General features: G+C 72.6%; 11 protein-coding genes. 3 read left to right on the plus strand and 8 right to left on the minus strand.

The window, feature by feature from the left end:
• Positions 1-130: 130 nt before the first annotated feature.
• On the minus strand, positions 131-1,945 hold the full coding sequence (glmS, locus tag ITJ50_RS10775; RefSeq protein WP_194590478.1) for a glutamine--fructose-6-phosphate transaminase (isomerizing): 1,815 nt from the start codon (positions 1,943-1,945) through the stop codon (positions 131-133).
• A 486-nt stretch (positions 1,946-2,431) separates the two neighbouring features.
• Positions 2,432-5,131 carry a helix-turn-helix transcriptional regulator gene (locus ITJ50_RS10780; protein ID WP_194590479.1) on the minus strand — a complete coding sequence of 900 codons (2,700 nt, stop codon included), beginning with the start codon at positions 5,129-5,131 and terminating at the stop codon, positions 2,432-2,434.
• 536 nt (positions 5,132-5,667) lie between these two features.
• On the opposite strand from ITJ50_RS10780, the gene ITJ50_RS10785 reads away from it, so the two are divergent.
• A complete protein-coding gene (locus tag ITJ50_RS10785) occupies positions 5,668-7,206 on the plus strand; it encodes an MFS transporter (protein WP_042539629.1) in 1,539 nt (512 codons plus the stop codon).
• A 93-nt stretch (positions 7,207-7,299) separates the two neighbouring features.
• Here ITJ50_RS10785 and hisN read toward each other — a convergent pair whose 3' ends face one another.
• From hisN to aroA, 4 genes are all read right to left on the minus strand, one after another.
• On the minus strand, positions 7,300-8,088 hold the full coding sequence (gene hisN / locus ITJ50_RS10790; protein WP_194590480.1) for a histidinol-phosphatase: 789 nt from the start codon (positions 8,086-8,088) through the stop codon (positions 7,300-7,302).
• 19 nt (positions 8,089-8,107) lie between these two features.
• Entirely contained in the window at positions 8,108-9,280 is a 1,173-nt protein-coding gene (locus ITJ50_RS10795; protein WP_194590481.1) for a hypothetical protein, read from the minus strand.
• Positions 9,281-9,702: 422 nt separating this feature from the next.
• Positions 9,703-10,749 carry a ribosome small subunit-dependent GTPase A gene (rsgA, locus tag ITJ50_RS10800; RefSeq protein WP_194590482.1) on the minus strand — a complete coding sequence of 349 codons (1,047 nt, stop codon included), beginning with the start codon at positions 10,747-10,749 and terminating at the stop codon, positions 9,703-9,705.
• Between the two features lie 3 nt (positions 10,750-10,752).
• Positions 10,753-12,138 (minus strand): 3-phosphoshikimate 1-carboxyvinyltransferase, encoded by a 1,386-nt coding sequence (gene aroA, locus ITJ50_RS10805; RefSeq protein WP_194590483.1) that lies wholly within the window; start codon positions 12,136-12,138, stop codon positions 10,753-10,755.
• Between the two features lie 81 nt (positions 12,139-12,219).
• Here aroA and ITJ50_RS10810 point away from each other — a divergent pair, with 81 nt between their 5' ends.
• On the plus strand, positions 12,220-13,071 hold the full coding sequence (locus tag ITJ50_RS10810; protein WP_194590660.1) for a sigma-70 family RNA polymerase sigma factor: 852 nt from the start codon (positions 12,220-12,222) through the stop codon (positions 13,069-13,071).
• A complete protein-coding gene (locus ITJ50_RS10815; protein WP_017888199.1) occupies positions 13,068-13,310 on the plus strand; it encodes a zf-HC2 domain-containing protein in 243 nt (80 codons plus the stop codon). The genes ITJ50_RS10810 and ITJ50_RS10815 overlap by 4 nt, the downstream gene beginning before the upstream one ends.
• Before the next feature lie 81 nt (positions 13,311-13,391).
• On the opposite strand, the gene ITJ50_RS10820 is transcribed toward ITJ50_RS10815, so the two are convergent.
• Together ITJ50_RS10820 and ITJ50_RS10825 are read right to left on the minus strand one after the other, a co-directional pair.
• Positions 13,392-14,843 (minus strand): LamG-like jellyroll fold domain-containing protein, encoded by a 1,452-nt coding sequence (locus ITJ50_RS10820; RefSeq protein WP_194590484.1) that lies wholly within the window; start codon positions 14,841-14,843, stop codon positions 13,392-13,394.
• A gap of 50 nt (positions 14,844-14,893) precedes the next feature.
• Entirely contained in the window at positions 14,894-15,475 is a 582-nt protein-coding gene (locus tag ITJ50_RS10825; RefSeq protein ID WP_194590485.1) for a hypothetical protein, read from the minus strand.
• Positions 15,476-15,520 lie beyond the last annotated feature (45 nt).

The following is a 15,520-nucleotide window of genomic DNA, read 5'->3' on the forward strand; positions in this document are numbered from 1 at the left end:
CTGCGGGACCGGCGTCAGGGGAGCACGGCGGTCGTCAGCACCACCGTGACCAGGACCACGGTGCTGGCGATCGCCAGGGCGGTGAGGACGGCGAGGAACACCGTCAGGCGGTTCACGCGTCGGCGCCCGGCTACTCGACCGTCACCGACTTCGCCAGGTTCCGGGGTTTGTCGACGTCGCACCCGAGCTGCAGGGCGAGTTCACGGGCGAGCATCTGCAGCGGCACGACGGCCTCGAGCGGACCCCACGGCGCCGTCATCGCGCCCCAGGCCAGGCCACCGGTGCCACGGCGGCCGAGCGCGGGGATGTCCGCCGACTCGCCGCCGATGGTGATGACGAAACCACCGCGGGCCCGGACCTCGGCGATCGCCGACCGGATCTTCGGTTCGCCGTGGTCGATGACGACCACCGGTGTGCCCTCGTCCACCAGGGCGAGCGGTCCGTGCTTGAGTTCACCGGCGGGGTAAGCCTCGGCCCAGCGGTAGCTGAGCTCCTTGAGCTTCAGGGCGCCCTCGGCGGCGTACGGCAGCCCGGTGCCACGGCCGAGGAACAGGAATCCGGTCGCCTCCTTGACGCTCGACGCCAGCAGCGGCATCCGCTCGGCGGACACCCGCGCGGCGTGCTCGATCCGGGCGGGCAGGTCGAGCAGCTCGTCGACGAGCACCTGGGCGTGCGACGGCTCGATGCGGCCGGAGGCGACCATCGCGGCGATCATCGCCGCGACGCCGACGACGACCTGCGCCGTGAACGTCTTCGTGGCGGCGACCCCGATCTCCGGACCGGCGTGGCAGTCGAGCAAGGCGTCCGCTCGTCGGGCCAGCGAGGAGTGCATGTTGTTCGTCAGCGCGAGCACCGGGTGGCGGTCCTCGAACCGGTCCAGGGCGCGGAGCACGTCGGCCGTCTCACCGGACTGGCTGATCGCGACGACCAGGGTGCCAGGACCGAGCACGGCCTGGTCGGCCTCGCTCGCGACGACGATGTCGGTCGGCACCCCGCCGATCCCGCGCAGTGCCGTCGCGATCACCTGACCGGCGTTCAACGACGTGCCGCAGGCGACGATCGCCAGCCGGTGGAAGCCGGCCAGACCGAGGCCCACCCACATGCTGCCGTCGGCGGTGCGCCGGGCCACCCGGTCCAGGATCGTCGCGACGACGTCGGCCTGCTCGCCGATCTCCTTGGCCATGTGGTCGGTGTGGTCACCGAGGTCGAGCGCGGCCGCGGCGAACGGGGACGCCGTGGGGAACGGCACGGGCACCGTGATGCCGTCGGACGACCAGGTCCAGGCTTCGCCGAGCTCGACGACGTCGCCGTCGCGGAGCGCCACGAACGTCTCGCACCACTCGGCGATCGCACCGATGTCGCTCGCCACGAAGTCACCACGGCCGGAGCGCGCGACGACCAGCGGGGAACGGTCCGCCGCCACGACCATCCGGCCGTCCCGGGCGTCCAGCACCACGATCGCCCACGACCCCTCGAGCTGCGCCGTCGCGATCTGCACCGCGAGCATCAGGTCTGGGTCGACCGTCAGGGCCCGCTCGACCAGGTGGGCGATGACCTCGGAGTCGACGTCGGACCGGAACCGGTGCCCCTGCGCCTCGAGCGTCTGCCGCAGCCGCTCCGCGTTCTCGATGATGCCGTTGTGCACGATCGAGATCCGGCCGGTGCAGTCGGCGTGCGGGTGTGCGTTCGCCTCACGCACCGCACCGTGCGTGGCCCAGCGGGTGTGGCCGATGCCGATGCCGGTGAGCGCGTCGCCGGAACGGGCCGCGACGAGCGTGCGCAGGTCGCCGACGCGGGAGACCGAGCGGATCGTCTCGGCGCCGCCGACGGCCGTCCGGACGGCGATGCCGGCGGAGTCGTACCCGCGGTACTCGAGTCGTTCGAGTCCGTCGAGCAGGTAGGGGGTCGCGTCGTCAGACACGCGGGCCGCGATGATGCCGCACATCGGTTGTCCCTTCGGGGGAGCGAGGGTGGGTGGAACGGGGCGGTGGGGCTGCACCGACCGCCGTCGGGTCTGCCGCGCGTCCGGGTCCCCTGGGCGAGGGAACCGGCGCCCGTCCTCGGATCAGGCGAGGACGGACGTCGGTGTCGTTGGGCCGAGGGGCTCGGGTACCGGACGGGGGTACCGCGGGCTGGCCCCGGGGGAGGGGCACGGCGGTCGGTGCAGGAGAAGCCTCACCCGCCGCCGACCCCACGGCAACACCGGTCGGCCGCTCTTGCGGTTCCCCGCGCGCGGGGGCACACCGCCCTGCGGGCGCGTGCGGACTCCCGCAACCGCGCGCGCTTCGCGCGGAGCGACGCGCCAGCGGCGCGCGGCGCCAGCGCCGACCGAGCCTGCGAGGTCGGTTGCGTGAAGACGTGGAGCGCAGACGGACAGGAGGCCCGGTACCAGCTGGTACCGGGCCTCCCCTTCATCCTGTGGTGGCGTCTCCTACGTGAGGAGCGCGACCAGGTGCGATCGCGACCGCGCGCCGACCTTGCGGTAGATCTGCGTGAGCCGCAGTTCCACCGTGCGCTGCGACATGAACAGCGACGACGCGATCTCACGGTTGCGGTACCCCTCGGTGACCTTCTGCACCACCGCGCGCTCCTCGGCGGTCAGCGACGTGAGCACCGCCGACGCGTCCGGTGCGCTGCGCGGCGTCCCGGGGAACGCCGGCGACAGCACCGGCGCGGACCGGATCGACGACGAACCCGTGCCGAACGGCGGCATCGCCACAGCCGGCGCCGGGGTCACGAGCGGACGACGCAGGCCCGCCGCCTCGTAGGCCGCTGCGGCCGCCGCACCCAGGCGCGGACGCTCCGCGGGGTTGCCGACCGCGGCCAGCGCCGCGAACGTCCGGGCACGCTCGTACTGCGAGTCGTGCGGCTGGAACAGCTCCAGCGCGCGGCGACGAGCCGACTCGCGGGTGGTGTCGTCGGCGACGAGCGCCAGGCTCCGCGCCAGCACCAGGGCCCCCCACCGACCCGGGCGGGCGTGGTGGTCCGCAGCGAGACGGGCCGTGATCGTCCGGGCATCGTCGATCCGACCGAGGCGCACGTACGCCTCGACCAGGTCACCGAGGTGCCGGAGCACCGCCGGGTTCCGGAGCGACCGGCCGATCGCGTCAGCGGCCTCGAGCGCGGTCGCTGCCTCGTCGAGCCGACCGTCGAGCAGCAGGACCTTGCCGCGGAGCGCGTGCAGCTTCGCCGTCGCACCCCAGAGCCGACTCGTCGAACGGTGCTCGAGGCACCGGTCCACCACGTCGAGCGCCTCGGCCGACCGGCCCTCGGCGAAGTGCCGCCACGCGACGGCGATCGCCCGGGACGGCTCACGCAGCCGCTCGGCGACGGACGAGCCGGACTCCCAGACGTCGATCGCGCGGAGCGCCTGCCGGAAGTTGCCGGAGCGCACCTCGTTCTCGGACGTCAGGTACCGGGCCGCCTCGTTCCACACCGCCGCGGACTCCTGCCCACGGGCGAGCACGAGTGCGAACACCCGTCGCGCGCTCCGGTAGCGCTCGCCGATGCTCAGCGCGTGGGCGAGGAGCAGCAGGGCCGGGTCGGACATCGCCACGAGCGCCGACGTCGCGAGCCCGTCGTGCAGCTCGGTGTCGGGCGGCAGCACGCCGTCCACCGCGGCGATGAGCTCGCGCGCGGTCGTCGTGATCTCGAGGGTGTGCGCGGACGCCGACGCCTCGAGCGGTTCGATCCGGTGCAGCAGGTCCTTCGCCTGGTCGAGCTCCCACGCCTCGGCGCGGAAGCACGCCACCATGGCCATCAGTCCGGCCACGGCGTCCACCTCGGTGGGGTCGGTCGCGTCGACGGGGACGAGCAACTCGTCCGCGTGCACGGCGTCACCGCTGAGGTACTCAGCCGAGTACTGCAGACGCAGTCGGCGGACCTCGTTCGGCGTCGTCCGGAACGGACGGAGCGCCGCCAGGTACCGCGCGGCGAAACCGAGCAGACGCTTGCCGAGCATGGCCTCCGCGACCCCGAGGAGCGCGACGTGCTCGTCCTCGGTCCCGCCACCGATGTGCAGGGCACGCTCGGTCAGCGCGATCGCGGCGTGCACGGCGCCGTCCACGACGTACGACCGTGCGGCCTGCAGCAGCGCGACCACGTCGGGGACGTCGTCGACGAAGCTCCGGTGCCACGCGGCCGACCGCGGGTCGGTCTCGGCGCTCGCCGTGGCCAGCTCGGCGTGTGCCGCGCGGCGGTCACGGGCGGGCATCCGCCAGTAGAGCGCGGAACGGACCAGTGGATGCCGCACGGTGACGCTCTGCCCGCGGACGGTCGCGAGACCGGCCCCGACCAGGTCGTCCAGCTCGTCCCGGTCCCACGCCGTGGTCTTCGCGACGGGCACCAGGGCGAGCTTCGCGAGGACGTCCAGATCGCGTCCTGCGGCCGGCTCGAGTGCGAGCGCAGCGATGGCCTCGGTGGTCGGAGTGGGGCGGAGCGGGAGCACGATCGGCTCGGCACCGGTGAGCTGCTCCCGGGTGAGCACCGCGAGCTGTTCGCGGAGTGCGCCGGGGTTGCCGCCGGTCTCCTCGGCGAGGACGGCGAGGACGCCGTCGTTCGCCTCGGCCGGTGCCATGGACCGGGCGAGGAGCAGGGCCTCGTCCGACGGCAGCGGCTCGATGCGCAGGGTCGGCAGGGCCGCGAGCGGACCGTCCGACGGCACCGAGCGGACCGTCGCCACGACGCGCAGGGCGGTGCCCGCGAGTCGTCCGGCGAGGAACGCGATGAGCTCCTGGCTCTCCGTGTCCATCCGGTCGAGGTCGTCGATGAGGACGAGCGTCGGCGGCAGGGTCAGAGCGTGCACGGCGTCGAGGAAGTCGTGGGCCGCCGCCAGTCCGGCCGTCACAGCGGCCGCGGTCCCACCGGCCTGCAGCAGGTGGGCGATGTGCGCGGTCGCTCGTGGGTCGTCCAGCGCGGTGAACAGGGAGGTCACCCCGGCCAGTGGCCAGCGGGATTCACTCCCGTTGACACCGACCCGGACGATGGGCAGGGAAACGCGGTTCGAGACCGCGTCGAGGACGCTGCTGCGTCCGGAACCAGGGTCGCCGACCACGACCATCGCGGACTCCCGTGGGAGCACTGCGAGGGTCGCGATCCGGTCGACCTCGAGACGTCGACCGGTGAGTGCCATGACTCACCGGCCTCCGGGTCCGGAGGCGGATGCTGCGAGGAGGGCGTCGGCGAACACGGGGGTCGCTGCGACGGGGCGCACTGCGGCGGACCGGGCTGCTGCACGGCGGGTGACCGTGGCGGAGCGCGGACGAGAGGCGGCGACTGAGCGCGCGCCGGAACTGTCGTGGATTGGATGCGGTCGTCGAGTGAGGGTGCACTCGGTTCCGCTCGGGAACGATGATGTCATCGTCTGTATCACCCCTCGGGTTAGGGTCTTCGGACGAACACGACGGGTCGGTTCCACCGTTCGGATCTAGGGAATCCGAGGGCGTCACGTGACCTGCCGTCTGGAGCACGATAACTCAGGTCTCGTCCCGCTGAGCGGACTCGCGCGGACGGATGTCCACATCCGTGCCCCCAGTACGGGGGCCCACGAGGGGCCCCCTCGTCCGCTCGCTGCGGGGTGTCCGAACGGGCCGATCGGGGCCGTCGGAGCCAACCGGGGTACAGGGCTGTCCGGACCGTGTTCGTCGCCGCAGGTGTACCACGGACGGGATGTCCAACGCCGAACCGACCGACGCCCGCCTCGACGACCGCACCCGGTGGCGCGCCTTCGCCGTCTGCGTGGCGGTCGCGGCCCTGACGATCCTCGACCTGTCGAAGGTGAACGTCGGGCTGCCCTCGATCGAGCAGTCCCTCGGGGCCACCAGTTCGTCGCTCCAGCTCATCGTGGCGGGGTACGCGCTGGCCTTCGGTCTCGCCCTCGTGCCCGCCGGTCGGCTCGGCGACCTGAAGAGCCGACGGGTCATGTTCATCGTGGGGCTCAGCGCGTTCACCGGATCGAGTCTGCTGTGCGCCGTGGCGCCGAACATCGAGGTCCTGATCGTCACCCGGATCCTGCAGGGCTTCGCCGCCGGCATCCAGATGCCCCAGGTCATCGGACTCGTGCAGCAGCTGTTCCGCGGGCCGGAGCGGGGCCGTGCGTTCGGGCTGTTCGGCGCGATGATCGGCATCTCCACCGCACTCGGCCCGACCATCGGTGGCGGCCTCATCGCGATCGGCGGCGAGGAGTCCGGCTGGCGGCTGCTGTTCTGGATGAACGTGCCCCTCGGCATCGCCGCGCTCGTCTTCGCCATCCGCCTGCTGCCGAAGGGGGCTCAGGGGACGGCGCAGGACCGCGAACTGGACGTCGTCGGCATCCTGCTGCTCGGTGCGGCCATCGTCACCCTGATGCTGCCCTTCGTGCTGACCAGCGGCGGTGGTGGTTCCGCGACGCGCTGGTTCTGGCTGGTCGGCTTCGCGGTGTTCCTCGTGCTGTTCGTGCTCTGGGAACAGCGGTTCAAGCGGCAGGGCAAGTCGCCCGTGGTGCACTTCGAGCTCTTCCGACTGTCGTCGTACCGCAACGGACTGTCGATCGTCGCCGTCTACTTCGCGGCGCTGCCGGCGTCCTTCCTCATGGTGACGCTCTACCTGCAGGAGGGCCTCGGCCTCTCGCCGCTGTTCGCCGGCATGGTGAGCATCCCCTTCGCGGCGACGAGTGCCGTGGGCTCGTACATCGGCGGACGGATCGTCGACCGGGTCGGGCGGGCGCTGGTCGTCGCCGGGCTCGGGATGGTCGTCGTCGGCTTCCTGCTGCTCATGCTCGCCGCGGTCGCCACTCCGCCGGAGGTGACCCCGTGGGCGATGGCCGGAGCGTTCCTGGTGGGTGGTCTCGGTGGTGGGTTCGTGGTGTCACCGAACCAGACGCTGACCCTGGCCGAGATCCCCGTCGAGCAGTCCGGTGTCGCGGGCTCGATGCAGCAGCTCGGGCAGCGGGTCGGGACGGCGATCGGTACCGCGGTCGCGACGAGCATCTTCTACGGCATCGTCCGGAGCCAGACGGCGGGGTCGGGGTCCGGCGGGTCCGGACCGGGCAGCCGGCTCGACGCGTACCACGACGCGTTCCGCAGCGGCACGACGTTCACGGTGTCGCTGATGGCGCTGGCGTTGGTGCTGGCGGGTGCGGACCTGGTGGCGCGTCGCCGGGCGGCGCGGCGGTCCGAGGGGGAGTCCGAGCGTTCCGACGCGGCTGCGGAGCCCGCCGACCGCGGCTGATCCGCTCGACGGCGGCTGATCCGCTCGACGGCGGCCGATCCGCTCGTTGGCGGCCGATCCGCTCGAGGGCGGCCGATCCGCTCGGCCGCCGTCCTAGGACTCGCGGCGGATGACCTCGACGACGGCGTCGTGCACCAGGCCGTTCGTGGCGAGGGCGCTGCCGTGCCAGGGCCCGGGATCGCCGTCGAGCGAGGTGAAGCGACCGCCGGCCTCCTCGACGATGGGGACGAGGGCGGCGATGTCCCACGGCTTCAGGTCCGGTTCGCCGGCGACGTCGAGGACGCCCTCGGCCACCATCATGTACGACCACATGTCGCCGTAGGCCCGGGTGCGCCAGACCCGGCGGGACAGGTCGACGAGCGGCTCGAGGCGGTCGTCGTCGTCCCACTGCTGGATGCTGTTGTAGCTCAGGCTGGCGTCGGCCAGGTCGGCGACCCCGGACACCCGGAGCGGTCCGTCCAACGAGAACGCACCGGAACCCTCGGCCGCCCACCAGCGCTTGCCGAGGGCCGGAGCGCTGACGACGCCGAGCACCGGGCGACCGTCGATCGCGAGCGCGATCAGGGTCGCCCACACCGGCACGCCACGCAGGTAGTTGGCGGTGCCGTCGATCGGGTCGACCACCCACTGCCGGTGCCCTTCGCTGACGGCCTCGGCTCCGGTGTCGGCCGTGGTCTCCTCACCGAGGAACGCGTCGTCCGGTCGCTCGGCGGCGAGCCGCTCGCGCAGGGCCCGTTCGACCGCCTGGTCGGCGTCGGTGACGTGCGTGCTGTCGGCCTTCTTCGTCACGTGCAGGTCGGCGGCACGGAAGCGCTCGAGGCTGATCGCGTCGGCGGTGTCGGCGAGGGAGCGGGCGAAGTCCAGGTCGGCGCTGAGGTCCACGTCGCCCAACCTACCGTCGCTACGCGGCGACGACCTCTTCTTCCTCGAGCCGGGTGACCTCGCGTTCGCGGGCGATGCGGGTCCGGCGTGCGACGAGCCCGTGCACGACGGCACAGAGCAGGAGCGCCGCCGCCAGCCAGAGGGCGAGCACGAGGGACGGTCGGCCGAGCGACGCATCCGGGAAGTACTGCAGGTCCTGTGCGGCCTGCAACCACGCCGCGCCGCTCCAGAAGGTGTGCAGCGCGGCGAAGAACCCCGGCTGGAACGCCGGCTGGAAGATCCCGCCGGAGGACGTGAAGTTCAGCATCACGAACAGCATCGTGAGGATCGGGGTGGTCCACCGTCCGAGCACGGGGTGCAGCCCGACGCCGAGCGCGACGATGACCGCGTCGTAGAGCCAGGCGAACAGGAACACCTGCCAGTGGTGCGTGGTGATGACGCCGTAGACCGGGCCGGCGACGACCACACCGATCCCCGCGACGACCCCGGCGGTGGCCAGGCCGATGACCGCGGTCCACACGGTACGGAGCTTCGTCGCGACCGAGGCCACGGCGATCGCGGACGCGTACCCGCCGACGCTCAGGGCCACGAGCAGGAAGAACAGCCCCTGGCCGGTGGTGTCCTGGCTGCCCGTGGGCACGACGTCGACGACCCGGAACGGCACGTGCTGGTCGTAGGCGATCGGCAGGAACACCTTCTGTGCGGCGCTCGCGGTCGTCTCCGACGCGGCGGTCGAGACGTAGAGCGTGGCACCGGTCGCGGTGGGTGCGTAGACCGCCGCGAGGTCGCGGTCGCGCACCTGCTGCTCGGCGGCCTTCGTCGAGGCGACGACGTGGGCCACGAGGGCGCCGTCGGACTGGTCGGTCACGGTCTGGGCGAACACCTGGGTGGCGGCGCCCTGGCCGACGATGCCGACGGGGAGTTCGTGCGGCGCCGGGGCGTGGAAGGCGCCGAGGTACGCCAGGCCCATGCCCGCGGCCAGGAACAGCGGCACGAGGATGTGCGAGGCGAACGTCAGCAGCACGCGACCGAGGCCGGCCGGGCGCAGGACGCTGTCGGAGCCCTGCGGCTTCGGGGCTCGCGAGGACTTGTGCGTGGGGGAGTGGTGCGCGTGCGACGTCGTCGTCGTGCTCGGGGACGGGGCGTCGACAGCGGGGGTCGGCGCAAAGTTGTACTTTGCAACTTCGGACACGATCGCCAACTGTACAACGCCGGTGCGTGCTTGTCGACGCAGGCCCGGAGTCGAGTCGTCGTCCGGTGCGAGGTTGCCCGCTCCGTGCGAGGCCGCGAGCCCGCACGGAGCGCACGACCTTGCACCGTTCAGAGCCCCTCGCACGGTGCGAGGTCCGCACGGTGCGACGGGGCGGGCGTGGGGGGAGTGGTCACGACTCACCGCGCGCCGTCGCTCGGGCGGTCACGAACTGTCGGATGCCGCGCCGCCAGCCGACAGTTCGTGACCGCTCGACGCACACACCGCGGGGTGTCGTGACCAGCCGCCGACCAGCCGCCGCCCAGCGCCGACCGCCGACCAGCCGCCGACCAGCCGCCGAGCGCCGACCAACCGCCGAGCGCCGACCGGCCGCCGACCAGCGCCCGCAGCCACCGCCCCTCGCGCTACTCCGAACCGGGGTCCGACGCACCCATCCCGGTCAGCAGCGCCCGGAACGAGTCGAGCCGCTCGACACCGGTCGGCCCGAGCTCCCCGTCCTGCACCCGGTCGACGATCTCCCAGTCGTGCGCCTGCGCCAACGGGATGCCGTCCCGCGCGGGCAGCACCGGGATCGCGTGCGAGGCGAACGCCCGGAACACGTTCGCGGGGTCGACGTGCCCCAGGCCGAACGACCGCACGCCCGGGGTGTCGATGATCCAGCCACCGTCACGGACCCGCAGCGCGATCGACGACGACGACGTGTGCCGCCCGCGACCGGTCACGGAGTTCACGACGCCGATCGCCCGCGTGGACCCGGTCAACGCGTTCACCAGGGTCGACTTGCCGACGCCGGAGTGCCCGACGGTCACGGTCACCTTGTCGTCGAGCAGCTCGTGCAGCGCCTCGAGCGGGACGTCGTCCGAACGGCTCGTCACGATCCGCAGGTCCAGGCAGGCGAAGTGCGCCAGGAACGCAGCCGGGTCGGCGAGGTCGGTCTTCGTGATGCAGAGGATCGGGTCGAGCCCCGCGTCGAACGCCGCCACCAGGTACCGGTCGATCAGGCGGGTGCGCGGCTCGGGGTCGGCGGCGGCCACCACGATGAGCATCTGGTCGGCGTTCGCCACGATGACGCGCTCGACCTCGTCGGAGTCGTCGGCGCTCCGGCGCAGCAGGGTGGTGCGTTCGGCGACCTTCACGATGCGCGCGAGCGACCCGGGGTCCCCGGAGACGTCGCCGACGAGTGACACGTGGTCGCCCGTGACGACGGACTTCTTGCCGAGCTCGCGGGCCTTCGTGGCCGTGATGACGTGGTCGTCGATCAGCACCCCGAACCGCCCGCGGTCGACGTTCGTCACCCACCCGACGGGGGCGTCGTCGTAGGTCGGCCGGGTCTTCGTGCGTGGCCGGTTGCCCTTCGGGTTCGGACGCACCCGGACGCTCGACTCGTCGTACTGCCCGTACGGCTCGTCCGCGTCGGTGTCGTCACCGTCGGCGTCGTCCCACCAGCTCATGCGTCAGTCCCCACTCACCGGTGCAGCGGCCACCGAGGACGCCACGAGTGCCGCCCACAGCTCCGGGAACTGCGGCAGCGTCTTCGCCGTCGACCCGATGTCGTCGACGGCGACGCCGTCGACGACGAGGCCCACGATCGCCCCAGCGGTCGCCATCCGGTGGTCGTCGTACGCGCCCCAGGCGCTGCCGTGGAGCGGCGCCGGCTCGATCCGCAGGCCGTCGTCGAGTTCGTGCACCGCGCCTCCAGACCGGTTGAGGTCCGCCGCCAGCGCGGCCAGGCGGTCCGTCTCGTGGCCCCGCAGGTGCCCGATGCCGGTGATCTCGCTCGGCCCGCCGGCCAGCGCGGCCAGCGCGACGAGCGCCGGTGCGAGTTCGCCGCCGCGGCTCAGGTCGAGTTCGAGACCCGGCAAGGAGGCCCCGCCGCGGATCCCGACGCCGCCGTCGACGAGCAGGTCGTCACCGTCACGGGCCACGGTCGCCCCCCACAGGGGCAGGAGCGTCTCGAGGTCGGCGCCGACCTGCGTCGTCTCGGTGGGCCAGGTGCGGATGCGGACCGTACCGCCCGCGACGAGCGCGGCCACCGCGAACGGAGCGGCGTTCGACAGGTCGGGCTCGATCGTGACGTCGCGCGCGCCGATCGGACCGGGGTGCACGACCCACTCGCCGACCGACGGTTCGTCGACCCGGACGCCGCGGGCACGGAGCGCCGCGACGGTCATCTCGATGTGCGGCATGCTCGGCAGGCGTTCGCCGACGTGGGTCAGGTGCAGTCCCTCGTCGAAGCGTGGCGCCGACAGCAGCAGCCCGGAGACGAACTGCGAGGACGCCGACGCGTCGATCGTCAGTGCACCCCCGCGCACCGAGCCGGTGCCGGTGAACGAGAACGGCATCGAGCCGCCGCCGTCGTCCGTGACGTCGACACCGAGGTCCACGAGGCCCTGCACGATGGCGTGCATCGGCCGCTTGCGGGCGTAGGGGTCGCCGTCGACCGTGACGGGCCCGACGGCCAGGGCGGCGAGCGGCGGCAGGAAGCGCATCACGGTGCCGGCAAGCCCGCAGTCCAGGCGGACGTCGCCGTGCATCGGGGCGGGCGTGACCCGGAGGTCCGGGCCGTAGGGGTTCGGGGCGGTGCCGGCTGCGGGCTCGAGTTCCTCGATGCCGACGCCCAGCGCCCGGAGGCCGGCGATCATCAGTGCGGAGTCGCGCGAGTGCAGCGGCAGCCGGATCGTCGAGGGGCCGTCGGCGAGGGCCGCGAGCACGAGCTCCCGGTTCGTCAGCGACTTCGACCCGGGCAGCGCGACGTCACCGCGCAGCGGCCCCCCTGCGACCGGGGCGATCCAGGGTGCGGCGGGCTGGGTCCCGCTCTGGGAATGCGTCGTGTCTGCCATCGGTTCACCAGGGTACTGAACGCACCGGGAGGATCAGTGGCGACAGCAACACTCGCTCGAGAGTGGACCAGCACGGCGACCGTGCTGACCGCGGTGCCGACGACGCTCGGCACGCTCGGCCTAGACTTGGCCGCGATGACGACCGACGAACCGCAGGCAGCTCCGCACCACCTGGTCGACGAGACCGAGGTGCAGCTCGACGCCGTCGAAGACGAGCAGACCGCCCTCGACGACGCAGCCGACGAGCCCGTGGACGCGAAGACCGTCTCCGAGGCGGAGCTGCGGTCCCTGTTCGAGGACCAGGCCCTGCCCTTCATGGACCAGCTCTACGGCGCGGCCATGCGGATGACCCGCAACCCGGCCGACGCGTCGGACCTGGTGCAGGAGACCTTCGTCAAGGCGTTCGCCGCGTTCCGCCAGTTCAAGCAGGGCACGAACCTGAAGGCCTGGCTGTACCGGATCCTCACGAACACGTTCATCAACACCTACCGCAAGAACCAGCGGAACCCGTACCAGGGCACCATCGACGAGCTCGAGGACTGGCAGCTCGGCGGCGCCGAGAGCGTCACCCAGTCGATCTCCGCCCGGTCCGCCGAGGCCGACGCGATCGACCACCTGCCGTCCTCCGCCGTGAAGGACGCCCTGCAGGCCATCCCCGAGGACTTCCGGATGGCCGTCTACTTCGCCGATGTCGAAGGCTTCTCGTACCAGGAGATCGCCGACATCATGAAGACCCCCGTGGGGACGGTCATGAGCCGCCTCCACCGTGGTCGCCGGCTCCTCCGTGGGCTTCTGGCGGACCACGCCCGCGAGACCGGCATCGTCCCGGATGCAGCGTCGACGGCGACGATGCGCGGACGAGGCCGGGGCGCGGCGCCGACGACGAAGGCAACCGCGGCCACGGGTCGCACCGGACGGAAGGACGCACGATGAGCGGCTGCGACTGCTCGAAGGCGAAGGCCGAACTCGAGGAGTTCCTGCACGACGAGCTCCGCCACGAGGACGCTGCGGACATCCGCGAGCACATGGACGGGTGCGAGGACTGCCAGACCGAGCACCGCGTCGGCGTCGTGCTCATGGAGACCGTCCGCCGTGCGTGCAAGGAGACCGCTCCGGACCAGCTGCGCAGCGAGATCCTCGAGCGCATCCGGCAGGAACAGTCGACGCACTGACGTCACAGGCCGGGCGCACGCCCGGCTCGGGTGGCGCCCGGACTGGTCAGGCATCGGCGTTCGCCTCGGCCCGGTCCGGCGTCAGCGGCCGGCCTGGAACGCACGGGTGATCGCCGCTGCGTCGAGGATGCGCTCGTGCACCCGGACCGTGTCCACGTCGCCGGTGTAGACGTAGTCACCGGCGTTCGGCCAACCGGCCAGCGTCTGGCGTCCGGCGCGCCAGTGTCCGGCGTACTGACGCAGGGTGACGGCGTCGGAACGACTGCCCTGCAGCTGGCCGTCGACCCAGAGCGCCATCGATCGTGACTGGAACGTCGCGACCGCGTGGTGCCATTCGCCGTCGGTGACCGTCGCCGTCGATCCCAGCGTGAACTTGAACTGCGACCCTGATCCCTCGACGCCGAACCGCAGGACTCCGTCGGCACCGATGTACAGGTGCCGGTCGCGGTACTGGGACGCCGCAGAGCGGTCCGAGCCGAAGCCGAACACGCGCCCGCCGTCGGTGTCCTGGGTGCGGAACCAGACCTCGATCGTGAAGGCGTTCGGAGCGTCGACCGCGGTGTCGGTGACCGCCCACCCTTCGGCCCCGTCCTCGGTCCAGAACGTCGCGTACGGGTTCGTGGCGCAGTCGGCGTCGACCCGGGCAGCGGCGGGCGTGAAGGTGCCGTCGCCCCCGGACCCGCTCGAGTCCACGACCCGGGGGCCGCTCTTCTCGGCGAAGTCCCACGCGAGTGCCGCGCCGGGTGCGGGCTGGCGGAAGCACCCGAACCCGCCGGTGCCGAGTGCCGAGGCGGTGCCGGTCGAACCGCTGAACCCGGCTCCGGCCCCGAACCCGGTTCCCGCTCCTGCTGCGGCGAGCAGGGTGAGGACGATGGCAGCCGCCGTGAACGCCGCGACCGGCACGGTGGACGACGACACGGCGGTGATGGTGACGGTGCCGGGCTCCGCGACGACCGGCGAGTGGACGTCCCGGCGCGGCGCGCCGCAGGTCCGGCAGGGGCGACCGGCGGTGATGTCCCGGTTGGCCCGCCCGGCGACGACGAGCACGGCGGCGACGACACCGGTCAGCAACAGGGAGGTCCAGTCGCCCCCGCGGATCCAGACACCGGGCAGCCCGACCCACGGGAAGCGCAGGACGCCGACACCGAGGACGGCGTCCGGGGCGACGGCAGTCCGGTCGGCCGTCGGGTTGGCGTCCCCTCGCAGGCGCAGGGCCCCGTCCTGTTCGACGCGCTCGAGCCGGTGCAGCCGGAGTCGGTCCCGGTGGTCCGGGTCCTCGACGAGCAGCACCCGTCCGGCCTCGACGGTGTCCGGGCCGGCCGGCATCGCGGCGACGACGTCCCCGGTCCGGATGCCGGGCGCCATCGAGTCGGAGACGACGGTCGTCACGTGCCACCCGAGGGCCGCGGGGAGCGACGCCCACAGCGCGAGCAGCAGGGCCGACCAGAGGACCGTGCGTGCCGTGACCGCGAGGAGCAGCCGGGGCACGTCGCCGGCGCAGCGGACGTGACGGCGGGTGGTGGCGTTCGGCATCGGCTGCTCCTCGGGTCGGGCGGGTCGGACGGGTCGGGTTCGGGACGGGGTCAGTCGGTCTGCGCTTCCCACACGAACGTGGTGCCCGCCTCGGACGACTGCACGGTGTTCGGTGCGCCCGCAGCCAGGTCGTAGCTGAAGCGGTAGGTCGTGCTCGCCGTGCCCGTCGCGGGCTGCCACGCGTCGACACCGGTGCCGAAGGACTCGGACTCCATCAGGCCGGCGAGCGTCCCGTCGTGCACGGTCGTCGCCGTGGTGAAGGTGCTGCAGTCACCGGGGGTGCCGAGGCTGCCGCGCTCGACGGTCAGTCCCACGTGCTCGGCGAGTGCGTCGTCGTCGGCCTGGTCGGTGGTGAAGAGCTTCACGGTCGAGGCGTTGGTGGTGTTCGCTGTGACGGTGATGCAGTTCGAGCCGCTGGACCCGGGCACCAGGTCGTGGGCGTCGAACATCGCGACGCCCTGGTCGTCGTCGGTGAGCGAGACGGCGCCGGTGCGCCAGCTGTTCGCGGCGTTGTCGGTGCTGCTCGAGAAGGCGGCGTACGAGGCCGTGGCGATGAGGGCACCGCTGGCGACGACGGCGAGCGGGAACGCGATCCAGGCTGCGGTGCGGCCGTGGCGGGAGGTGATGTGCATGGCTGTCCTGTCGTTCGGGATCACCTGGCGGGTGATATGACAGCA

This window comes from Curtobacterium sp. VKM Ac-2889 (genome assembly GCF_015350855.1).
Lineage (GTDB): Bacteria > Actinomycetota > Actinomycetes > Actinomycetales > Microbacteriaceae > Curtobacterium > Curtobacterium poinsettiae.